A 22732-nucleotide genomic window follows, 5' to 3' on the forward strand; every position below is an offset into this window, starting at 1 on the left:
CATTGGGGACGCTGACAATTAATCATCGAGTTCAGCCCTTTCATGAGTCATAAACCAGGTAAGGCCACAGGTTTACAAAAAATCATGCTAAATGATTATGTAAAAATGATGACATTATGTTTGTGTGAGTAGCTTATACCCGTCGTGCTTTCTAACTTCCGTGATGAGCACGGAGATTTGAGCCTTAAGACAAGACGGCGTGAGGAGTCATAGCCTTAGCTATGGCGACGATCGCCAACGCCGGATTAAGGCTCAAATCTTCAGCGCAACAGGGAGTCAGAAAGTTCGATTGGTATTATATCCCAGTCAGGTTACTCACTGTATAAACACAAAAGCCGCACGCATTTTATTGCGTACGGCTTTTTTAGGATACATTTACTCGTATGCAACCCGGACAGAATCAGGAATGAGCAACAACGTAATCGATGGCTTCCTGAACTGTGGTGATCTTTTCAGCTTCCTCGTCCGGAATCTCAGTTTCAAACTCTTCTTCCAGAGCCATTACCAGCTCAACAGTGTCCAGAGAGTCCGCGCCGAGGTCCTCTACGAATGACGCACTGTTGGTGACTTCCTCTGCTTTTACGCCAAGCTGTTCGCAAACGATCTTTTTGACGCGCTCTTCAATGGTACTCATACCTGGTTGTGCTCCTATGGATATTCGGGTGCAGAAGGGCGATTCAAAGCCACCCAATCTGCGGTCAGTTACTATATATAAACGCTTGCGGTAATTTCAAGGACAGGCCTGTTATATTACCGAAAATTTCATCTTTATCGGAGGGGTCTTTGACACCAGTCAAGTGTAAATGACTAGCCCATGTACATCCCACCATTCACGTGAATGGTTTCTCCGGTAATGTAACCTGCTGCGTCACTGGCCAGAAAAGCCACCACACCGGAAATTTCTTCGGGCTGCCCAAGACGGGCCATGGGCACCTGGGACTGCAAAAAGGTTCTTTGCTCTTCCGACAACTCACGGGTCATATCGGTATCAATAAAGCCTGGAGCTACTGTATTCACAGAGATCTGGCGAGAGCCAATTTCTCTGGCCAGAGAGCGACTGAAGCCTTCTATTCCGGCCTTGGCCGCCGCATAATTGGCTTGCCCCTGATTGCCCATGGAACCTACCACGGAACTGATGTTGATAATACGACCCCAACGGGCTTTGGTCATGCCTCTCAATACCGCCTTACTCATTCTGTATATGGAGCTCAGGTTAGTATTGACGACATCGTCCCACTCATCATCCTTCATTCTCATCAGGATATTGTCACGAGTAATGCCAGCATTATTAACCAGAATCTGCGGGGCACCAAATTCGGATGTCACTGCTTTTACCACTTCAGTACAGCTTTCAGTCTCAGAGACATTCAACACCATACCACAGCCTTTTATTCCCTCAGCCTGCAGCATTTCAGTGATTCTTGCAGCACCCGGACCGGAAGTAGCGGTACCTACCACCACAGCCCCCTGCTGGCCCAGATCAAAGGCAATGGCCTTGCCAATTCCGCGACTGGCGCCGGTAACCAGAGCCACCTTGCCTTCAAGGTTCGACATAGTTCTATCCTGTTGTTCTAGTGCGAAACTACTTCTAACCGCCTAAAATAAAGGCATTTTTTTTGCTTATTGCTATCAGTCACAGAAGTGCATACCAGTCAGCCCTGCAGACTTGAATGTAACGCAAGCCTGACAAACAGCCGGAAAACGCACACCTGAAAATGACAATCAAGACCGACCTGGCAAATCATCGAAAGAGGATGCCGATTCAAGAGTCAGTACAGGTGACCTGCGCACGATCCGCTTATTAAGGCCCGCAAGCACCTTGCCAGCACCACACTCAACAAACCGGGCCACTCCTGCTTCATTCAAAAACTGAATCGTCTCCACCCAACGAACAGGACTATAAAGCTGCCTGACCAGGTTTTCACGCATTTTTTCCGGCTCTGAACAAGGCGCTGCAGTGACATTCTGAATCACAGCGATTGAAGGTTGGCTCAACTCAACAAGCTCCAGCTCAACAGCCAGCTTCTGTGCCGCTGGCTTCATCAATGCGCAGTGAGAAGGCACGCTCACTGGCAAAGGCATCGCCTTTCTGGCACCCGCCTCCTTAGCCAGATCAACTGCACGGGCCACCGCTTCTTTTTCACCGGCAATAACCACCTGACCGGGAGAATTAAAGTTAACCGCCTCTACCACTCCTCCCCGGGCAGCCTCCTGACAGAGTGAAATCACTTGCTGATCTTCAAGCCCGAGGATGGCAGCCATGGCACCCGTACCCGTTGGAACAGCCTCTTGCATAAAGAGACCACGCTGACGAACAACCCGAACGGCATCAGCAAACTTCATTGCCTCCGAACAGACCAGTGCCGAGTACTCACCCAGACTGTGACCCGCCATAAAAACAGGTTGCTCACCGCCCTTCTCAAGCCAGAGACGACACAAGGCTACGCTGGCAGCGAGCAGTGCTGGCTGGGTATTCTCCGTTTTGTTGAGTTCCTCTGCCGGCCCCTCACTGATCAGCCTGAGCAAATCAAATCCGAGCACTTCAGAAGCTTCAGTGAATGTTTGAACGACAACAGGATCGCCGATATGGTCGGCAAGCATGCCCACCGACTGGGATCCCTGCCCCGGAAAAACAAATGCAAGTAAATCCGTCATTGCTTTGGGTCTAGTCCTGATATAGCCAATCTTTGAAAGAAGCACGCCTTTCACGGCGATTCAGTTCTTCCTGAAAATTCTGGCAATTATAGAAAAAGTCGAACCTCAGGTTGGTAAATTTATGTTTACTTCTGAAACAGCCACGCACGCAATGAAATTAACCCATGACTTATTAAGCTCAATTTCTATGATTGCGGATAGCCTTCAACCAACAAACGGGCAGAGGTAAGCAATGCTTGCGAGGAACAAGTCTTTGAACTAACTTTTCTCCTGCCTCCTGCAGACCTGCCGAGGCACCCGGGAGAGGCGATAACACCCCGGGGGCAACTCATCACCAAGATCATAACATTCTGTAAATTGCTTCAGAAATAGTATATCTCCTCACCTGCGCACCGAATGACCAACAATCATCAGGAGAAAGACTCAGATGAATTATCTAAAAGGCTTTGCCGGGGAGTTTATAGGCACGTTTATCCTTGTTTTATTCGGCTGCGGCTCCGTGGCCGTGACGGTGCTATTTTCTGCCCATGCCGGACTCTTTCAGGTGGCCATGGTCTGGGGACTGGCAGTGATGCTGGCGATTTACGCCACCCGACGTCTTTCCTGCGCGCATCTCAATCCGGCAGTGACTATTGCTATGGTGATCAGTCGTCGAATGCCTTTGACCTTGCTACCCTGCTATCTGATTGCTCAGTTTGCCGGAGCATTTATGGCAGCTGCCCTGCTTTACCTGCTCTTCTCCAGCTCAATCGTGCAGTACGAATTAGCCCATGACATTATCCGCGGTTCCGAGTCATCCATAGCCAGTGCAATGATCTTTGGTGATTACTACCCCAACCCGATGGCCGGAGAAACAGCCTCTGTCTCCACTACCAATGCTTTTTTTGCCGAGTGTACCGGCACATTCACCCTCGTATTTATGATTCTCGCCCTTACCGAAACCTGCAACACGGGGCGACCGGATCAGGCTCTGGCGCCGCTATTTATCGGTTTAACCGTTGCCGCCATCATCTCAGTTATTGCGCCACTGACCCAGGCAGGACTGAACCCGGCCAGAGATTTATCCCCTCGTCTGTTAGCCTCAATGTCCGGCTGGGCAAGCGCGGCGTTTCCCGATAACCATTATGGCTTTTTGACGGTGTATGTTTTGGGCCCCATTACCGGAGGAATCATGGCCGCTTTGTGTTTCACGAGGATTATTGAACCGCTGATGAAGAAAGCACCAGCTGAAGAACCTGGCAAAAACAACAAAGCAGCAGCCCCCGGTAAATAACAACCTTCTGGCCAAGACGGCCTGACAGCGACTCCAGCCATGGATGGCCTGCCAGAGCAAAAGGATAGCCAGACAAACAGGCTTTCTCAGAGCAACCGCTCTTCAACCTCTCGAGCAATCTTGGCCGGAACATCATTTTGTGCCTCTTTTACCGCCTGAAGAATCGCTCGATAGAAACCCTCTTCATCAGCCCCACCATGACTTTTAATCACAACCCCCTGCAAACCGAGCAAACTGGCCCCGTTATGCAACACCGGGTCAACCTTGCGATTAAATTCCTCCAGCAGTGGTGATATAAAAAAATAAAGAAATCGGTTTAACAGAGAGCGCTGAAAAATAGCCCTCAGGCCATCACGCACCAGGTTTGCAACTCCCTCTCCGGTTTTAAGGGCAACATTGCCGACAAAGCCATCACAGACAATCACATCAGCCCGGCCACTGAAAATATCGTGCCCTTCTACAAAGCCGATATAATCCAGTCCCTGCTGTAGCTCAAGCTTTTCCAGAAGCAGATGATGAGCCAGCCTGACCTGCTCATTCCCCTTCATTTCCTCAGTACCAATATTCAGCAAAGCTACTTTTGGAGACTCCACACCATAAACCGACGAGGCTAACTGAGCTCCCATAATGGCAAACTGGTAGAGATGCATCGAAGTACAATCAACATTCGCACCCATATCCATTAGCAGAGCACTGCCATTAGAGGTAGGCACACTGGCCGCTATTGCCGGACGATCGATACCAGCAAAGGTTTTAAGCACATAACGCCCCATGGCCATGAGCGCACCGGTATTACCTGCACTCACACAGGCTTGCGCTTCACCTTTTGAGACCAGCTCAAGCACCTTCCACATGGAGGAATCTTTTTTTCCACGAAGTGCCAGCGAAGGCCTTTCATGCATGGCTACCGTTTTGTTGGCGTGAACCAAGGCATAACGTGACTGATCAGAGAAATCGATATCGGAGAGATAATCTTCCATGAGCTGTCGATCACCGACAAGCAGAAGATGAAGAGAAGAATAATGTTCTAACGACCTGACAGCCGCCCGGATACGAGAACGGGGACTATCGTCCCCGCTCATTACATCTAGCGCAACCGTTATTTTTGAGTCTTCGTTTGCACCTGATGTCATTTTATCTTATGCCTCTGGAAGACAGCGAAACATTCACTGTATCACTCCTTGGGGCAAAAAGCCTGAAGACTTAGTCTTCGCTGGTTTCAACCACTTTCTTGCCACGGTAGAAGCCTTCAGCAGAAACATGGTGACGACGATGAGTTTCGCCGGAAGCTGCTTCTACAGACAGCTGAGCAGAAGTCAGACTGTCGTGGGAACGGCGCATGTTACGCTTGGAACGGGTTTTACGGTTTTGCTGAACAGCCATGTGTCAACTCTCCTGGGTCGTAGTATCTGTTTTCAATTTGGCCAGAACGCTGAAAGGGTTACTGCTCCTGCGCTCTTTATCTGCCTCAAGGGCAGCAGCCTGAGCCTCTTCTTCAGACTCAGTGGTGTAATATTGCTGAGCTGAACAGTCTTCAGGCGGATGATAGGCCACCAGCGGAAGTGCCAGAATCAGCTCTTCCTCGAGAATAGGCAATAATTCTACCGGCTCATCACCGTACATTAACGGCTCAAAGTCTTCCGGCAGGGCTTTGGCCTGCTCGTCGGTCAGCACCCCCATCAAATGGAGATCAGCTCGCACCGGCAGCTTGGCCACATCCAGACAGCGCTGGCAGATCATGCTCAGTTCCGCCTCAACATGTCCCTCCAGCACAACCCGGTTGTTTTCACTCAACGAAAAGCGAAGGTCAACCTGGACTTCGCCTCTGTCATCAACCAGACTGCCTACCAGCCGGTCGAATTGACTCAGCGCCAGCGAACCTTGAAACTGCCTGCCCTGACGCGCAAATTTACGCGGGTCGAAGGTTTTGGGTAATTGTCCGATAGCCATGAGCTCACGGGTTGGTTGTCATAAGCGCGCAATAATAGGGGCAAGAAAAGCCCCTGTCAAAGGGTTTAAACGCATTAGACTTTTTAACGCTCAGACATGCGGCCAGCAGACTTCAGAACAACAAAAACAATATGTAATTTCCGCGTCTGACACACCTTGTTCTGGCCTTCCGGGCAGTTATCCCTTACTGCTTGTAATAACTGCCAAAAACCTCTATCAATGAAAGCTATTCCAACCTGCCCAACCAAAGTTTATGAAAATCATTCTGGCTTCCAGCTCTCCCTACCGAAAATCCTTATTGGCAAGGCTAAACCTTACCTTTGAATGTCATTCACCTGATATTGATGAAACACCTGTTGAAGGCGAATCCGCAGAGATGCTAACTCAACGGCTTGCCAGGGAAAAAGCCGATATTCTCAAAGCGCAATATCCCGAGCATCTGATTATCGCTTCAGACCAGGCAGCACAACTCAACAACACCGTTCTTGGCAAGCCCGGAACCGAACAGCAAGCCATAGAGCAACTACTGAAGTGCAACGGCCAGTCAGTGACCTTTTATACCAGCCTTTGCCTACTCAACACCCAAACTGACCAATATCAGCTTGATGTGGTGCCTTACACCGTTCATTTCAGAACCCTGAAAAGGGTCGAAGTTGAGAACTATATAAAGAAAGAAAAACCGCTCGATTGTGCAGGCAGCTTTAAATGTGAAGGACTGGGCATCAGCCTTTTTTCCAGAATGGAGGGTGATGATCCAAACAGCCTGATTGGCTTACCCCTGATTCAGCTAAACCACATGCTGATCAACGAAGGCATCAACCCTCTGCTTAATCATTAGTTAATATTTTAACCATCAAGAAAAAAGTTGACCCGGATCAATACCCCACCGCTTCCCCCGTTCTATCCTGTGGAAAACAAAAACTCAGGAGAGTCAATTATGTATATAGACACGGTCGTGGTCGCAGGATTATTGGTGGTTGCAGCCACACTCATTTTTGGTTGCGCAGTAGCGGGCTTCATTATCAACGACAACCGTAAAAACCAGGGCAAATAAGCCCTGGTTCACCAACTCAAAGCCTTTCGAACGGTTTGAAAAATTCCTGGAATTTACTTAACAGAAAACTTCTCATCCACTGATGCGCCTGGTTAAACTGCCAATGCTCTGGCCACACCAGTTCAAATGTCAGGGGCGGAGAATCTGACAAGATAGGAAGAAGGACATAATCCTCAAACAGGTCCATTGCCAAATACTCTACATTGGTCACAATGGTAAATGCGTCATTGGATCGAATCGCCTTCAAGGCAGCTTCGAGGCTTGGCAGCTTCAGCCAGGGGTTTTGTAAAAAGGCATAACGTTCACGCAATCCATTGATATACGGACTGGCGGCAATCACTGCCTGGGTAACAACAAAAGGATACTGATCCATCTCAGTCAGATCGAGCGTGTCCCGACCACTCATCGGATGCCCCTTGCGCATCAGCACATTAAACGACGCTGAAGTAATCACTTCTTTGCAGAGGTTCTCAGTGGTATCAGGAAAAGCAACAATCGCCCCAAGATCCAACTCACCCGACTCCATTGAGTAAATCGTTTCCTCATCCGGCAGCGACACCGAACTGCTGATACCCGGCGCAATCTGCTTAAGCTCAATCAGAGCCTGAATCAGAAAATTATCAAGAACGACCGAACTTGTACCTATCCGGAAGTGATGCTCACTGGTTGCAGGATCAAAATTCTGATTCTCAAACAGCGTTTCAGAATCTGCCATCAGTTTTGAAACCAGCGGCTGAACCTGACGCGCTTTTTCAGAAAGAAAAATATGATTCCCCTCCCTGACAAGGATGGGATCATTCAAAGCTTCTCGCAGCTGTGACAAAGTCCTGCTCATGGTGGATTGAGTCACATGCATCTGATCTGCTGCGCGGGTTACACTTCCGGTATCCAGAATCGCCTGTAAAGCGGGCAGCAAACTCATTTTCAGCCGATTACTGGCCATGAGTACAACTCTCTCTGTTAGACATTGAAATGCCCATATCGCAAAAAAGGTTGCCTAGACTACTCATTCGATGCACTGAAACAAACTGTTTTTACGCTCTATGAAAGCACTTTGTTTTAGCCTCTTCTAATAAAGAGGAGAAGACAAAACCCTTTCACCAACCCGGTTATGCCGGAAACACTTTAAAGACAATAAACCCTGAAAATAAAAAAGCCGGCATCAATGACTCTGGGTTGATGCCGGCAAATACACACAACACATGAATCGGAGTAGACGATTCATGGCGAGTAGATTAACCACTCCAACCCCTCTCATCCAGTGAAAGAAATCACTCAACCCATTGAACTGACCGATAAGTAATTTACACGGTAAGTGGCGAATTAACACATTCGCGATTTCGATATAACCATTGATGCTTTCAACGTGACCCATTAGTACAACTACATAACAATCTCGGTTCAACATTGAACACAATCAGTTGGGATACGTAATCATGCACAAAAAGATTCTGGCCGCAGCAGTAGCCACGGCAGTGGCAGGTCCAGCGATGGCAGTGAACGTTTTTGACGACGGCACAAGCAGCCTCAGCATTGGTGGCCGTGTCGGTGTTGTTGCCAAAAATTATGATGGTGAAAACACTCTGAACAACGACAGCGCTCGTATTAACTTTAAATTCGCGCACAAGTTTGACAGCGGATGGACCGGCCAAGGCGTTGCAGAGTGGGGCTTCCGCGCTCAAGATGAATACGAAAATGGTGAGAAGAAAGACACCTTCTTTAACCGTCTGGGCTATGTTGGCCTGAGCCATGAAGAAATGGGTGCATTCGCTGCCGGTAAAAACTGGAGCGTAACTTATGACGTTTCAGGCTGGACAGACAGTTATGCTATCGGTGGTGGTAGCGCCCTGGGTATCTACGAAGGCCGTGAAGACGGTGACATCGACGGTTCTGCCCGTGCCGATGATGTTATCCAGTACCGCAACAGCTTCGGCGGTCTGAACATCGGCCTTCAATACCAAATGGAAGATCATTCAGTAACAAACGCCCAGCGTGATTCCGGTTACGGCATCTCTGCCAGCTATGATCTCGCCATGGGCCTCTCTCTGGGTGCCGCCTACTCTGAAACGAAGTACGTTGACCAGGACAAATCCAAGTCTGCCACTGCTGGTCTGAAATTTGAGAACGAAAGGCTGTACCTGGCTGCCATGTACGGCGAGCTAACAAATAAAACCAAACTGGCCGACAAACTGAACGCCAAGTCCAAAGGTATTGAACTTTACGGCCGACTGGCTATGAACAATGTTCTACAAGGCTTCTCCCTGGAAGCAGGTTACAACGAGCTGAAAGATGACAGTTCAGCAGCTGTTGACCAGACTGAGGCTACCCTCAAGGAAACCATGATTGGCGCCATTTATGAAACTGGCCCAATGCAGTTTGCCGTTGAATACGCCATCGACGACAGCAAAAATGACGCTGGCAAGAAGAACGGTGACAACACCCTGTCTCTGCAGGCTCGTTACTTCTTCTAATTAGCCACCAGACACAATCGGGATAGGGCGTAGCCTCACAGCTACGCTCACCGGGTAGAAGGAGCTACCAATTGTAGCTCCAACCCCCTCAGATCCCGGCGTGCGGATTTCCCGCACCGGGCTCTTCGATATTTGACTCACAGCACAGCCATGGATTTCATTGCCATAAAAGGCAGCATTATCCTCGGTTTCTGTAACGGCAGAAGCTGCTTGAGATTATGGTACTTTTCCCATGGAATCTTGCCTTTCCGGCATCGGCTACACAGCATCTTGTACCAGTAGCGGTCAACAAACCGGTAAAGCTTCTCCATACTTCGGAAGTTTCCTCCCAGACCGTAATACGCATAATGCCCTCTCAACCGTCGATTGATCGCTGTCACTTGTTCGTGCAGCGGATCATGGCGTATTCGTCTCAGCAGTTCCTTCAGTTTGGCTATGCTGCGTCTTAGGCGGGATTTTTCCGTTCTCCTTCCCACCATGAAGTTTCCTTTCAGATTCCTTGTGCAGTAGTGCGTAAAGCCAAGGAAGTAAACCGTCTCCGATCGTCTTCCCCACGACTGGCAAAACGTCCGAACCTGACTAACCGGGTTTTATCCGGCTCCAGTTTCAACGCAAATTTCTCCAGTCGCTGTGGCAGCACATTCATGAACCGCTCCGCATCACTGCGATACTGAAAACACACCACAAAGTCATCAATGTACCTGATCAGCCATGCCTCGCCTTTTAGCCGGGGCTTGACCTTGCACTCGAACCAGAGGTCAAGCACATAATGCAGGTACAGGTTGCTCAGAACTACGCTGATCGGCCCACCCTGAGGCGTACCTTCTTCACACTCTTGCAACTCCCCGGCCTCCATCACCCCGGCTTTCAACCAGCGCCGTATAAGGTTCAGAATTCTGGGATCACCGACCCGGTGTTCCACAAAACGAAGCAGCCATCCATGGTCAAGACTCCCAAAGAAGTTCTTCAAGTCCGCTTCCAGCACCCAGCTGACCTTTCGGCCTGAAACCACCTCGTTAAAAGTGGACAGGGCATGGTGCGCTCCCAGTCGTGGCCTGCCACCCATGGAACAGGGCAAAAAGTCCTGCTCATAAATAGCATTCAGCACATCAGCAACACTTCGCTGCAAAGCCCGGTCATTGATGCAGGGAACACCCAGAGTGGCGCTTTTCCTTTTTCCCCGGCTTGGGTATCCATGCCCTTTTGACCGGCGGTGCCTTGTAGCCTTGCCGATGGATAGACGTCAGTGTCTGTTGCAACCACCGCTTAAAGTCTTTCTTTGTCTCTTCGACAGTCAGCCCATCGACTCCGGGCGATGTGTTGTGTGGAATCTTGTTCAGATTCATACACAGGCTCGCCGGGGTAATATGATGTGCCAGACTTGTGAAGCGAAGTTTCGGATAACTCCGGGCTTTCGCTGCTACCCTCTCCAGTCCCGTTGCCATGGCTGGTTTACCTTCTCACTGCGTAAAAGACCGTAACTCCCTCAGATGTGGAGCCCATGTTTCCCTGGAAAGGCTCAAATACCGCCAGCCGCTTCCCCATGTGACGGGCTCTCCCCGCCTCGGAGTACTATCAGCTGGTCTGACTTCCTGAACGTCATCAAGTCGTTCTTGCTTTACAGGCTCGTCGGACCCTACAGGCTCCGCCTGAACGTTCAGGATCTCCCTTGTTCACGTAAAATCATTCGATAACATGCCGTGGGTACGAACCCCGGAAGCAGTCGGGATGCCTTGTCATTAGCGGAGCTCCCGACTTCCGCTTTCCCCATTGAGAGAGAAGGTCAGCCACTTCAACCACGTTCAATTTCGGGGCTAATTATCCCTTAGCAGACGTTACGGCCTGTTATCACCCTGTCTACGCTTCGCAGTAGTCGTTACCTTCTACCACGCAAGACTCGGTACACGGCTGCCGACCACAGCTTTACCGCGATGACCATTTCAGGTCACAAGATTTTACGCGCTTGCAAGGCGCAACTCCCACAACACCCAGCATACGGGTCCGTACTGGGCGTTTCGGTCAGTTAAGCAGCCAATAATCTAATCAAACCTAATTCATCGAACCAACTATTCGGCAATGCTAAGTGTAGCGCAGGACTCCGGCTTATCCGCCAGTACCCTTTGCTCGATCCTACTGTCTGCCTCGTCAGCTCTTCACTGACTCCTCGCCTTCTTAGCTCCGCATATCGCTTCGGACTTTTCTTCCATTGATACCAGAGCAAACTTCTCAATCGTCGCCTGATCCAGCAGTCAAAGTTTTCAAACTCCGAACGGGTTTCAACTTCTCGAAAGTAGTTCTTCCAGCCCCGTAAATAGCGATTCAGAGACTCCAATCTCTGCTCCAGTGACCGCCCGCCTTTGCGGGTTAGTTGTTTGACCTTGTCCCTGAACCGCTTGCAGGTTTTATCTGCCAGCTTCTTCCTGCCATCTCTGGTAAAGCTGTATCCCAGGAACGCCCGCCTCCATGCCTTGTCAACTGCACTTTTCGCAACGTTGACCTTTAGCTTCAGCTTACTTTCGATGTAACGAGTCAAACTTGCCATCACTCTCTCGCCTGCTTTCTTGCTTCGCACAAACACCCGACAGTCGTCAGCATAACGTACAAATCGTAAATCACGCTTTTCTAACTCTTTATCGAGTTCATCCAGTACGATGTTAGATAACACAGGTGAGAGCGGTCCTCCCTGAGGCACTCCTTCAGTCTGCGGTTTTACCAGCCCGTTCTCCATCACTCCGGACTGTAGGAATCGTCGAATTAAACGTAATACATCCTTGTCATCTGTGTGAACGGCCAGTTTTGCCATCAGTCGATCATGGTTAACCCGGTCGAAGAATTTCGACAGGTCAATGTCCACAACCCAGTTATATCCTTCTCGGATATACGACTGAGCCTGATTAATCGCCTGATGAGCTGACCGGTTCGGCCTGAACCCGTAACTGAAAGATGAGAACCTTAGTTCCCACTCGGCCTGCAATACTTGCTGTATCGCTTGCTGCACCATTCGGTCTAAGGCGATTGGTATACCCAACTGCCTTTCTCCTCCGTCCGGTTTGGGAATCAGTACTCGCCTTACGGGAGCAGGACGCCATTCTCCCTGCAAAAGACATTGTCGCAGTTCATGACCATGTTCTTGTAGATGGGTGTACAACCCTTCCACTGTCATACGGTCGATGCCTGCTGCGCCTTTATTGCGTTTAACTCGCTGAAAGGCTCTTGTTAAATTATTGGGGTTGGCGATACGCTCCATCAGTCTCGTACCACCCGCCGGGCTTTCGTAATCCTGTGATACCGACACGACCTCAGCTCTCATAGCCTTGCAGCCTCCGGTTCCGCCGTGACCACTTGGCATGAGTTCCAGTGTTTGCTGGATTTGTCTGCGTCCAGTGTATCGAATAACAGAAACTACTCACCACTCTGTACCGTTCAGGCCTTCACTGACATACGCCAGCTACTATGCCATCTGCTGACTTCTGTGTGGCGGTCAAGTCACCTTACGATGACCTCAGTCCGAAATATCAGACACCACACAGACCTCCCGAGGTAAGTCACACCGCCTTCGCCGCACAACCGCCAGATCTACTGCCTGAATGTCCGGATGAGTATGGACTTCATCATCATACGCTGACTCGTCCTCACGCAAACAGCCTCATATCTGATTTCTGTTCGTCGGCTCGCGGTTTTGCTCCACACTGCCTTCAGCCTGCACCTCGCGATACAAACCTTGTGCTTCACTAGTCCTTCGCCCTCATCTGGCTGGACAGGGGACTTTCACCCCCAAGCTGTGTGACATGCTCGGCACACGTATGAAAAAGGCCAGCAAATCGCTGGCTTTTTTTTTACAGAAATCCACTTCAGCCTTTATTTGTCAACCACTCAATTACAAAGACACATTCTGACTTTTAAAGATCAGCATACCACCCACTTTGCATACGGTTCGTTTTTTTGAACTATTGTCCCAAAAAAGACTCTAATCTACTAAATCAACTCTGCTTCCTTAAGCGCCGATGGCCGCCATATGATAACCGTTGGTGACGATCATACGTTGAAAATCTATGCTCTGGGGGAGGATGGCACACTGGAAGAGAAACTCACTATTTCCCATAATGACCGTATCAAATCAGCCAGATTCAGCGACGATGGCAGCAAGGTCGTGACCATCAGCGACGATCACAGTGTGAAAATCCTTGGCCAGGAGGTCGATGGATCATGGAAAGAAAAAACCACCATTTTCCATAGTGGCAATATCAGGTCAGCTGAGTTCAGCCCCGATGGAAGCCATCTGGTGACCGCCAGTGACGATCACACGGCGAAAATCTATGGCCAGAACGTCGATGGATCATGGGAAGAAAATGCCACCATTTATAATAAAGGCTCTGTTAACTCAGCCACCTTCAGCATCAAGGGCCACCACCTGGTGACCATCAGTAACGACTATACAGCGAAAATCTACGACTGGGGTATCAATGTATCATGGAAAGCAAAAACCATCGTTTCCCATAATGATAAGATCAACTCAGCCACCTTCAGCACCGATGGTTGTCATCTGGCAACCGCCAGTGACGATCACACAGCAAAAATTTATGGCAGGGAGACCGATGGATCATGGGTAGAAAAAGCCACTATTTTCCATAAAGACAAGGTCAGATCAGCCATCTTCAGCGCTGATGGTTGTCACTTAGTGACCATCTGTGACGATCACACGGCCAAAGTCTATGACAAGATGGCCGACGGCTCGTGGGTAGAAAAAGTCACCATTACCCATAAGGATCGAATCAGTTCAGTCGCTTTCAGCGCCAATGGTCGCCATCTGGTGACCACCAGTGACGATCAGACGGCAAACATTTATGAACTGGGGGCCGATGAATCATGGACAAAAAAAGTCACCATTTCTCATAATGACAAGGTCATATCAGCCAACATCAGCGCTGATGGGAGCCACGTGGTAACGGCCAGTGACGATCACACGAATAGTCTATGGCAAGATGGCCGACGGATCATGGGTAAAAAAAACCACCATTCCCCATGAGGGGCCAATCACATCAGCCACCTTCAGCGCCGATCAACGCCATGTGGTGACCACCAGTAAGGATAAAACAGTGCGAGTCACTAAATTGCTGAGGAGTGAGAGCAAGCTGCCATAATTGATGCAATCCGGAGGGCATGGATGATGACTGGATTCAGAGTAGGTGGAACTTCAAAGAGATACTGGAAAATGACCAAAACGCAGAGGTTCCGTTGCACGCAAGAAAAGCTGATCCCAACAGGATCTACAACAAGCAAGGCCAGCAAGTCGCTGGCCTTTTCGGGTTTAGTTATACCCATCGAAAAACATCACTGCAACGATAAGGAGTTCAACCCGAGCACCTTAACCGCTGTCGAAGCAACCCCGGCACCAAAATCTCTCGCAAAACGCTCGAAAGGTGTCAAACGCAGGGAAAAGTCGACAATTTCTTCTTCACCAATCACTTCACGGGCCACATAACCCGCACTACCCAGACCATCCAGCAAACCCAGCTTTACTGCCTGCTCACCTGTCCAGACCATACCGGAAAAGATATCTTTATTATCAGACAGACGATCACCACGCCCCTGCTTTACTACATTGATAAATTGATTATGGATGGTATCCAGAGACTGCTGCCAGCGCTGAGTTGCTTCCAGGTCTTCGGGCTGAAAGGGGTCATTGAAGGCTTTGAACTCACCTGCCGTATAGTTACGGCGGGTCACACCCAGCTTTTTCATAGCCCCGACAAAGCCAAAACCGGAAGAAATCACACCAATGGAACCGACCAGACTGGCTTTATCTGCATAAATCTTATCTGCCGCCGCCGCCACATAGTAGCCACCAGAAGCACCAATATCCATGACTACTGCGTAGAGAGGAGTCTGAGGATACAGCCCCCTCAGTCGTCTGATCTCGTCATAGATATAGCCAGACTGAACCGGGCTGCCACCAGGGCTGTTGATACGAAGAATAACCCCCTTGGTACCTTTATCTTCAAAAGCTGCACGCAACCCGGTAACCACCGAGTCGGCATTGACATCATCGGTTCCGATAACACCGTCCAACTCTACAAGGGCAGTATGGGATGCACTGGCTGGAGCACCGGAAAGATCTACATGCATGGCGTTATAGAAAACACCAACGGATACAAACAACCAGATAAAAGTCAGAAGCTTGAAGAAAATCCCCCAGCGCCGTGCACGACGCTGCTCTTTCAAGGCACCCTGGGCCAAGTTCTCAACCAGCTTCCAGGCACGCCCTTCCTTATCACCTGACTGTTCATAGTCATCACTCTCATTCCATGAACTACTCACTCAACTCACTCCTGTTATTTTCAACAAACTTCTCTGCTCCTTATTCGAACGGAGCACAAAAAAAGTTCTTTTTCTATGACTGTCAGTGTCTGCCCAGCCAATCAATCAATTCATCAAAAGAGTCCACCGTATGCACGGGATCATACTCTTTCAGCTTGCCTTCATCCTGAGCGCCATAAGTAACCGCCACACTATCCATACCGGCATTGGCAGCCATGGCCATATCAAACCCGGAATCTCCAACCATAAGCGCCTGATCTGCAGTTACACCGAACCCAGCAAGCAACTGTTCAAGCATCATCGGATGAGGTTTGGAATGGGCATCATCGGCCGTCCGACTGGCCTCAAAATAGGACTGGTAACCGTTAGCGGTCATTGAGCGTTCCAGGCCCGCTCTTTTTTTACCCGTAGCCACCGCCATTTTGATCCTCGTACCTTTCAGATGCTCCAACCCCCGGGTAACCCCGGGGAAAGGACGGGATGGCTTCTGCTCCAGCTCAAGATGAAAGGACCGGTACGCTTCACGATAAGCGGCGACCTGCCCGTCATCCAGCTCAGGATAGAGTTTTGTAACCGCCTCCCCCAGGCTCAGTCCAATAATGCTTTTATAAGTCTCATTTGAAAGAACAGGCAACGCCATGCTCTTTGCCGCCTTGACCAGTGCGGTTACGATATTGGGCACAGAATCAATTAAGGTTCCATCCCAGTCAAATACAACCAGTGAATACTCTTTTCTTTCCTTCATACCTGATCAATCTTCTACTGCTTGTCCAGATGTCTGTAACGCGAGAAAAAACACGCCATCAATATCCAAAAAATATTAATTCCTGATCGTCTCAAGGACCTCCTCAAGATCTTCCGGCAAAGGGGCATCAATTGTCAAAGACTGGCCATCCGGCAGAACCAGTTTAAGTTTGGCGGCATGAAGAAACAGCCGCTTCAACCCAAACTCCCTGAATCGTCTATTATCTTCATCCGGCGTGTATTTATCATCTCCAAGGATCGGGTACCCGGCGTGCAGACAATGCACCCTGATCTGGTGCGTTCTACCGGAAACCGGACTGGCCTCTACCAGAGTGACCGCTTCATTGGCGCAACTGAATCTCTCAAGCACCTGATAAAGGGTTTTTGAACGCTTACCCTCTATGTCCACCGTCACCATCCGCTCTCCGGATCGAAGGGTATTTTTCAGCAAAGGGGCATTCACAAGAACTTTCCTGCTCGGCCAACGTCCCAGGACGAGGGCGTTGTAGATTTTACTGATTTTATCTTCCTTCAGCTGAACATGAAGATAACGAAGCATGCTTCGCTTTTTGGCAATCATCAGGCAGCCCGAAGTATCCCGGTCCAAACGATGCACCAGTTCCAAACTTCGATCCTGTGGGCGGATGTTTCTCAGAGTCTCGATAACGCCATAGGAGATACCACTGCCACCATGAACAGCAATACCGGCTGGTTTATTGATGATAATCAGAGATTTGTCTTCATAGAGGATGGCGTCTTCCAGCTTCTGGATAATAACAGCCCCAGGCGTTGCCATGGGAGCCTTTTCAGAAATTCTGACAGGAGGAACCCTTAACAGATCCCCATCCTGAAGCCGGTAATCTGCAGTTACACGCTTTTTGTTTACTCGTACTTCACCTTTACGGATGATTCTGTAAACCCGGGTTTTGGGCACACCTTTGAGAATCCGTACCAGATAATTATCGACCCGTTGCCCGGCATCTTCGCTGTCAATATTGATCATTTTTACCGCTTGGCGGGATTCTCCGGCTTGCCGGGAGTCGTTCTGATGTTTATCCATTGCGCTATAGTATCAGCTTTCCGTCATTTGAAGCACTTACTGATTACTGGTATAGTTGTTGCACTGCCTTATGCGTATATGAATAGGCAGTTCGATTTACGAATCCTGAGAGCGGCCGACAGCGGAACTGGCAAATAGGAAAGAGCCATAAAGCCACTTGAACCAGAGCCGATGACACTCAGGACAGATGAAACACCATCACGGCCCAGCCGTGTAAGATAAACAGCGCTACTCTCTGTCAAGCAGTGCACCCCCGGATTCCGGGCGTGAGGAGAACTCCGGGAAAAATGACATTATAATCGGCCTACTTTTTTATCGAGCCAATCGCTATCGATAAACGCCGAAAAATTCCCGGTTAAACTGAATTCCCCGCCCAGGGTGACCCGTCTGGATTAAGACCTGGTCACCGGTTTGATGCTAAATAGTTACAAAGCTGGTTAAAGAAGTACTGGGAAGTAACCCTGATAGCACAGATTATAAACCGGCAGTTCCGCATCAGTGACGGACCGGAAGACAAGAAAACGGGCAGTGCCGGCTTGAGAGGATAGCCTCTGAATGTATTCGGTACTCTATGAAGAGAATGTTAATCAACGCAACTCAGTCTGAAGAGTTGCGCGTTGCGCTGGTTGATGGCCAGCGCCTTTACGACCTGGATATCGAGTCCGGCGCTCGTAAACAGAAAAAAGCCAACATCTACAAAGGAAAAATCACCCGGGTTGAACCCAGCCTGGAAGCGGCTTTTGTCGATTTTGGCGCTGAGCGTCACGGATTCCTCCCCCTGAAGGAGATCTCCAGAGAATACTTTAGCTCCCCTCACCAGGGTGGTCGTCCCAACATCAGGGACGTTATCAAAGAGGGGCAGGAAGTCATTGTTCAGGTAGACAAAGAAGAGCGTGGCAATAAAGGCGCTGCTCTTACGACGCTGGTCAGTCTGGCCGGTCGTTATCTGGTTCTGATGCCCAACAACCCAAGAGCCGGCGGCATTTCGCGTCGCATCGAAGGTAATGAACGGGCTGAACTCCGTGAAATCCTGAGCAACCTCAAGATCCCTTCCGAAATGGGTGTTATTGTCCGCACAGCAGGTCTCGGTTGTTCCGGGGAAGAGCTGCAGTGGGACCTCGATTACCTGCTTCAACTCTGGAGTTCCATCAAGGATGCGGCGCAAAAACCTGCACCCATGCTGATTTATCAGGAAAGCAACGTTATTATCCGAGCAATCCGGGACTATCTGCGTCAGGACATTGGCGAAGTTCTGATCGACAAATCCAGCGTATTTGATGAAGCTGTGGACTTCATCACGCAGGTTATGCCCCAGTACCAGCACAAGGTCAAGCTATACAAAGACAGCATCCCGCTGTTCAACCGCTTTCAGATCGAATCTCAGATTGAAACAGCTTTTCAGCGTGAAGTTAAGCTGCCTTCCGGTGGTTCTATTGTCATTGACCCCACTGAAGCCCTGGTTTCCATAGATATTAACTCTGCCCGGGCAACCCGTGGTGGCGATATTGAAGAAACGGCACTCAACACCAACCTGGAAGCGGCCGATGAAATCGCCCGTCAGCTCAGACTCCGTGATATCGGCGGGCTGATCGTGATCGACTTCATCGACATGAGTCACAACCGCAATCAGCGTGAAGTCGAGAATCGCATTCGTCAGGCACTCTCCATGGATCGCGCACGCGTGCAGACTGGACGCATTTCTCTTTTCGGACTGCTGGAAATGTCTCGTCAGCGTCTGCGCCCGTCACTGGGTGAAACCAGCGGTGTGGTCTGCCCAAGATGCTCCGGCCAGGGCACTATACGTGATATTGAATCCCTGGCCCTGTCTATACTGCGCCTGATGGAAGAAGAAGCTCTCAAAGACAAGACTTCTGAAATCCGTGCCCAGGTGCCGGTCGCTGTTGCTGCCTTCCTGTTGAATGAGAAACGCCAGACCATCGCCAAGATTGAGAAGCGTCACAAGATTCGCATTGTTGCGATTCCCAACCCCAACCTGGAAACACCCCATTACGACGTCCAGCGTCTGAGAGATGATCACGTTCTGGAAGGCTCCGAGAGCAGCTACGAAATCATCACTGCCGAAGAGCCACAGGAAGAAAAAGTGACCGCTTCACAGACCAGGGCAACTCCACGTCAGGAAGCGGCGGTTAAGAACGTAGCTCCATCACAACCCGCGCCCGCTCTAGCTGAAAAACAAGGTCTGCTGAAGTCTTTTGTCAGAGCAATTGGTGGTCTTTTTACGGCCGAAGAAACCTTACAAAAACCTGCCCAGACTGAAACCCAAAAGCCTGCTCGTCAGCAGCGCCAGCCAAGAGATCGCAATAATCAACAGCGCGACTCTCAGCAGCGAGATCATCGTGGCCAGCGCCAACAACGCAACAAGCCACCGCACCGCAAAGAGCAGCCTGATGATCGTCAGGCTCGAAATGATCGCCGTCGCGGTAGTCGCCAACAGGACGAGAGAAGAGACGACACGCCCCGTCAGGAACGCGTTGCTCGCCAACAGCCGGAGGAGCGTAGCTCTCGTCGCCAGCAGCAGGAAAGAAGAGACCGCCGTGAGCCTTTAGCAGAACGGAAACATCAGGACCAGACCATTTCCGAGCAGCAGGAAGATAACCGCCGCCGTCGTCGTCCCGGCTCTGCACATCGCAGAAGAAACAATCGCCCCTCCCAGAGAGATCGTAACCAACTGGAACAACCTGTACTACCATCTCTGTCTCAGCCTGAAGAAGGGAAGACGGAAGCGCCAGCGCAACCTGCTGCCACCAGAGCGCGTGAGGCTATAAAAGAGCCTGTAGAACAGACCTCTCAAAAACAGAGTGCTAAACCGGCTCCCGAGCTGGACGTAAGAGACTCTCAGGAATTAAAAGCCCCACTGGAAGCTCCGGCTGAAAAGACGGCTGCCAGAGAATCTGAACAGAAAGCATCCCACCAGTCAGAAAAGGTCGATGTTATTGCCGAAGCGCCAACAACCAGGCAGGCTGAGGAAGCCGTCAGCAAGGCAGCTCCTGCCAATGAGCAGAAGCCTCAGGCTGAAGATACCCGACCTGCTAACCAGCCAGTTGCTGAGGCACCTGAAACTGCAGCACCTCGCATGACTGAAATGGCCAAGGCAGTCGCTGCCAGCAGCCACAGGGAAGCAGCCCCTCTCCAGAAGCCAAATGTTCCGGTTCAACAAAGCGTTGAACCCACAGTCGCAAAAGCAGAAGAACCTGCCAAGCCCGCAACTCCAGCAATTGAGAGCAGCAGGGAAACCGCTCCGGCACCGGTTGCTGAAGCAGCACCTCAACAGCAGGAAGCACGCAAAGCTGCCGAACCCGAAGCTGCAGCCGAGCCAACATCAAATGTTGTTGAGTTCAGCAAGAAAGAAGAACCTGCCCCCCGCCGCAGACGCAGCAGGGCTCACAACGACCCTCGCATGAAGCGTCGTCAGGAGCAACAGCAGGCTTCAACAGCCCAGCAGCCCGAAAGCAAGCCATCTGAAGATGAGCAACCTGCTGTCTCTGCATCACAGGAAAATTAATCATCAAGCCCGGTGAACTATCATCGGGCTGTTATGACTCCAGTGATGAGAGTTCATCATTTCACGCTGTCATGTTGCAATGACGCCCATAGAAAAAGGAGAGGCAATGCCTCTCCTTTCTTGTCTTAAAACTCATATCTTCATGCTTATTACGGGAGTTGGAAAACACGATTGACGTTGCAACTCCGATTACATCGTTACCGCTTTCAATAACCACAAAAAATACAGAGGATCAGGGAACTAAAAGAGATAACGCAAGTCAAATAAATATAAGCCAAGCAAACAGGAGTAAATATCATGAACGGAATCACAACCCCTTCTGACCAATATTACTGGCCCGCTACTGAATATATGCAAGAGGACGAATGTGCTATTTGTTATTTTAGTTTTGCAGAAAAAGAAGTATCGGTTACCAAATGCGCCCACAATTTTCACACATCCTGTCTGGAAACCTGGCTAGAGCATGGAGATGTATGTGCTATGTGTAGGACTCCCCTCAAGGATAGGACTACCCGGCAAGAGGACCCATTTGTTCATATATTGACAGAAGCTGATAACTTCACACCTATCCTGCACCTGATGGACCCTGACCACAATGACTTGCATTTTTTAAATTTGTTGATTGAAGCTCGCGTCAGCTTAAGAAATGGCGATAGCATTTAAACCAACGGACTTTACTCGTTGAGATAAGAGCCTGCTTCTCTTTGCCTGAAAGCCCACCGGATTCTGGCTAGTGTATGGCTGAAAGTCCTTAGACAGATGAAGGTTGAATCTTGTATGGCTATAAGGGCGATTTGGTGCTCTTTAACCATTAACCTTTTTTGAAAAAAACACTTTTTATGCGCAACAATGATCCGTTATTCGCAAATTACCATCTCTATCGCCGAATTTGCCATAACCTCTTTAAGCGGCTCAGGTGGCTCAACATCCGTGAACAAGACATCAATCTGCTCAAGATGACCGAGCCTGACCATAGCACTACGACCATATTTACTGTGATCCGCCGCCAGGAAACAGTGTTTGGCATTACCAATCATGGCCTGTGCGACCCTGACCTCGTGATAGTCGAAGTCCATCAGGGCACCGTCCATATCGATGCCACTGATCCCCATGACGGCATAATCCACTCTGAATTGTTCAATAAAATCCCGGGTTGCCTGACCGACAATACCGCCATCACGATTACGGACTTCACCACCTGCAATGACAACGGTAAAGTCCTCGCGCTGCAGCAAAATTGACGCCACATGAAGGTTATTGGTAACGACTCTTAACGCCTTGTGATTCAACAACGCCCTGGCAACGGCTTCAGTTGAAGTACCGATATTGATAAACAGAGATGCACCATCGGGGATTCTTTTTACCAGCTCGGCAGCAATACAATCCTTTTCTTCACTCAGGCTCATCTTGCGCTCTGAATAAGCTGTGTTGACTGTACTACTGGACGGCATACCTGCACCACCGTGATGCCTGGAGATCAGGTTCTTTTTGTCCAGCTCATTCAAATCTCTGCGAATCGTCTGGGCAGCCACTTTAAAGTGTTGCACCAATTCATCGGTCGTCATAAAGCCATGCTGACGAATCAAATCAACAATTAATTCCTGACGATGGGTCTGAGGTATAGAAGATACAGCGGCTGTCTTGGCAGTCATCCGAAAACTCTTGTCAGCTAAAACACCCTGCA

General features: G+C 49.8%; 23 protein-coding genes. 8 read left to right on the forward strand and 15 right to left on the reverse strand.

What is annotated here, in order from left to right; all coding sequences use genetic code 11:
* Window positions 1-400 precede the first annotated feature (400 nt).
* The 3 genes from acpP to fabD all read right to left on the reverse strand — a co-directional run bounded on the left by acpP (window position 401) and on the right by fabD (window position 2655).
* Complete coding sequence (gene acpP, locus P6910_RS14385) at window positions 401-634, reverse strand: acyl carrier protein (protein ID WP_034842413.1); 234 nt, start codon at window positions 632-634, stop codon at window positions 401-403.
* Between the two features lie 173 nt (window positions 635-807).
* Window positions 808-1554, reverse strand: coding sequence for a 3-oxoacyl-ACP reductase FabG (gene fabG / locus P6910_RS14390; RefSeq protein WP_317141977.1), 747 nt, complete (start codon window positions 1552-1554; stop codon window positions 808-810).
* 168 nt (window positions 1555-1722) lie between these two features.
* The gene (gene fabD / locus P6910_RS14395; protein WP_317141978.1) at window positions 1723-2655 is read right to left on the reverse strand and encodes an ACP S-malonyltransferase; all 933 of its coding nucleotides are present in this window, start codon (window positions 2653-2655) and stop codon (window positions 1723-1725) included.
* Window positions 2656-3082: 427 nt separating this feature from the next.
* Between fabD and P6910_RS14400 the strand changes: the two genes are divergently transcribed.
* Window positions 3083-3928 carry an MIP/aquaporin family protein gene (locus P6910_RS14400; protein WP_317141979.1) on the forward strand — a complete coding sequence of 282 codons (846 nt, stop codon included), beginning with the start codon at window positions 3083-3085 and terminating at the stop codon, window positions 3926-3928.
* Between the two features lie 86 nt (window positions 3929-4014).
* Here P6910_RS14400 and plsX read toward each other — a convergent pair whose 3' ends face one another.
* From plsX to P6910_RS14415, 3 genes are all read right to left on the reverse strand, one after another.
* A complete protein-coding gene (gene plsX, locus P6910_RS14405; RefSeq protein ID WP_317141980.1) occupies window positions 4015-5061 on the reverse strand; it encodes a phosphate acyltransferase PlsX in 1047 nt (348 codons plus the stop codon).
* A 70-nt stretch (window positions 5062-5131) separates the two neighbouring features.
* Window positions 5132-5311, reverse strand: coding sequence for a 50S ribosomal protein L32 (gene rpmF / locus P6910_RS14410; RefSeq protein ID WP_034842420.1), 180 nt, complete (start codon window positions 5309-5311; stop codon window positions 5132-5134).
* A 3-nt stretch (window positions 5312-5314) separates the two neighbouring features.
* Window positions 5315-5878, reverse strand: a complete 564-nt coding sequence (locus P6910_RS14415; RefSeq protein WP_317141981.1) for a YceD family protein — start codon at window positions 5876-5878, stop codon at window positions 5315-5317.
* Between the two features lie 253 nt (window positions 5879-6131).
* On the opposite strand from P6910_RS14415, the gene P6910_RS14420 reads away from it, so the two are divergent.
* Window positions 6132-6716 carry a Maf family protein gene (locus tag P6910_RS14420; RefSeq protein ID WP_317141982.1) on the forward strand — a complete coding sequence of 195 codons (585 nt, stop codon included), beginning with the start codon at window positions 6132-6134 and terminating at the stop codon, window positions 6714-6716.
* 99 nt (window positions 6717-6815) lie between these two features.
* A complete protein-coding gene (ccoM, locus tag P6910_RS14425) occupies window positions 6816-6932 on the forward strand; it encodes a cytochrome c oxidase subunit CcoM (RefSeq protein WP_317141983.1) in 117 nt (38 codons plus the stop codon).
* A 16-nt stretch (window positions 6933-6948) separates the two neighbouring features.
* On the opposite strand, the gene P6910_RS14430 is transcribed toward ccoM, so the two are convergent.
* On the reverse strand, window positions 6949-7875 hold the full coding sequence (locus P6910_RS14430) for a LysR family transcriptional regulator (protein ID WP_317141984.1): 927 nt from the start codon (window positions 7873-7875) through the stop codon (window positions 6949-6951).
* A gap of 493 nt (window positions 7876-8368) precedes the next feature.
* On the opposite strand from P6910_RS14430, the gene P6910_RS14435 reads away from it, so the two are divergent.
* Window positions 8369-9403: a porin gene (locus tag P6910_RS14435; protein WP_317141985.1), complete on the forward strand. Its 1035-nt coding sequence runs from the start codon at window positions 8369-8371 to the stop codon at window positions 9401-9403.
* A 137-nt stretch (window positions 9404-9540) separates the two neighbouring features.
* Here P6910_RS14435 and P6910_RS14440 read toward each other — a convergent pair whose 3' ends face one another.
* The 4 genes from P6910_RS14440 to ltrA all read right to left on the reverse strand — a co-directional run bounded on the left by P6910_RS14440 (window position 9541) and on the right by ltrA (window position 12752).
* Window positions 9541-9882: a group II intron maturase-specific domain-containing protein gene (locus P6910_RS14440; protein ID WP_317141879.1), complete on the reverse strand. Its 342-nt coding sequence runs from the start codon at window positions 9880-9882 to the stop codon at window positions 9541-9543.
* Window positions 9883-9893: 11 nt separating this feature from the next.
* Entirely contained in the window at window positions 9894-10532 is a 639-nt protein-coding gene (locus P6910_RS14445; RefSeq protein WP_317141986.1) for a reverse transcriptase domain-containing protein, read from the reverse strand.
* 7 nt (window positions 10533-10539) lie between these two features.
* Window positions 10540-10848 carry a hypothetical protein gene (locus tag P6910_RS14450; RefSeq protein WP_317141987.1) on the reverse strand — a complete coding sequence of 103 codons (309 nt, stop codon included), beginning with the start codon at window positions 10846-10848 and terminating at the stop codon, window positions 10540-10542.
* 578 nt (window positions 10849-11426) lie between these two features.
* The gene (gene ltrA, locus P6910_RS14455; protein ID WP_252176896.1) at window positions 11427-12752 is read right to left on the reverse strand and encodes a group II intron reverse transcriptase/maturase; all 1326 of its coding nucleotides are present in this window, start codon (window positions 12750-12752) and stop codon (window positions 11427-11429) included.
* 666 nt (window positions 12753-13418) lie between these two features.
* Here ltrA and P6910_RS14460 point away from each other — a divergent pair.
* Together P6910_RS14460 and P6910_RS14465 are read left to right on the forward strand one after the other, a co-directional pair.
* Window positions 13419-14429, forward strand: a complete 1011-nt coding sequence (locus P6910_RS14460; RefSeq protein ID WP_317141988.1) for a hypothetical protein — start codon at window positions 13419-13421, stop codon at window positions 14427-14429.
* The gene (locus tag P6910_RS14465) at window positions 14356-14544 is read left to right on the forward strand and encodes a WD40 repeat domain-containing protein (RefSeq protein WP_317141989.1); all 189 of its coding nucleotides are present in this window, start codon (window positions 14356-14358) and stop codon (window positions 14542-14544) included. Before P6910_RS14460 ends, P6910_RS14465 begins: the two co-directional genes overlap by 74 nt.
* A 190-nt stretch (window positions 14545-14734) precedes the next feature.
* Here P6910_RS14465 and P6910_RS14470 read toward each other — a convergent pair whose 3' ends face one another.
* The 3 genes from P6910_RS14470 to rluC all read right to left on the reverse strand — a co-directional run bounded on the left by P6910_RS14470 (window position 14735) and on the right by rluC (window position 17525).
* Window positions 14735-15721: a S49 family peptidase gene (locus P6910_RS14470; RefSeq protein ID WP_317141990.1), complete on the reverse strand. Its 987-nt coding sequence runs from the start codon at window positions 15719-15721 to the stop codon at window positions 14735-14737.
* An 82-nt stretch (window positions 15722-15803) separates the two neighbouring features.
* Complete coding sequence (locus P6910_RS14475; RefSeq protein ID WP_317141991.1) at window positions 15804-16466, reverse strand: HAD-IA family hydrolase; 663 nt, start codon at window positions 16464-16466, stop codon at window positions 15804-15806.
* 75 nt (window positions 16467-16541) lie between these two features.
* Window positions 16542-17525, reverse strand: coding sequence for a 23S rRNA pseudouridine(955/2504/2580) synthase RluC (rluC, locus tag P6910_RS14480; RefSeq protein WP_317141992.1), 984 nt, complete (start codon window positions 17523-17525; stop codon window positions 16542-16544).
* Window positions 17526-18096: 571 nt separating this feature from the next.
* On the opposite strand from rluC, the gene rne reads away from it, so the two are divergent.
* Together rne and P6910_RS14490 are read left to right on the forward strand one after the other, a co-directional pair.
* Entirely contained in the window at window positions 18097-21048 is a 2952-nt protein-coding gene (rne, locus tag P6910_RS14485) for a ribonuclease E (RefSeq protein WP_317141993.1), read from the forward strand.
* A 297-nt stretch (window positions 21049-21345) separates the two neighbouring features.
* Window positions 21346-21711 (forward strand): RING finger domain-containing protein, encoded by a 366-nt coding sequence (locus P6910_RS14490; RefSeq protein ID WP_317141994.1) that lies wholly within the window; start codon window positions 21346-21348, stop codon window positions 21709-21711.
* Between the two features lie 194 nt (window positions 21712-21905).
* Here the strand turns inward: P6910_RS14490 and P6910_RS14495 are convergent, their stop codons facing one another.
* Window positions 21906-22670 carry a DeoR/GlpR family transcriptional regulator gene (locus P6910_RS14495; RefSeq protein ID WP_317146555.1) on the reverse strand — a complete coding sequence of 255 codons (765 nt, stop codon included), beginning with the start codon at window positions 22668-22670 and terminating at the stop codon, window positions 21906-21908.
* Window positions 22671-22732 lie beyond the last annotated feature (62 nt).

Origin of the sequence: Endozoicomonas sp. 8E, from assembly GCF_032883915.1 — a bacterium.
Taxonomy (GTDB): Bacteria; Pseudomonadota; Gammaproteobacteria; order Pseudomonadales; family Endozoicomonadaceae; genus Endozoicomonas_A.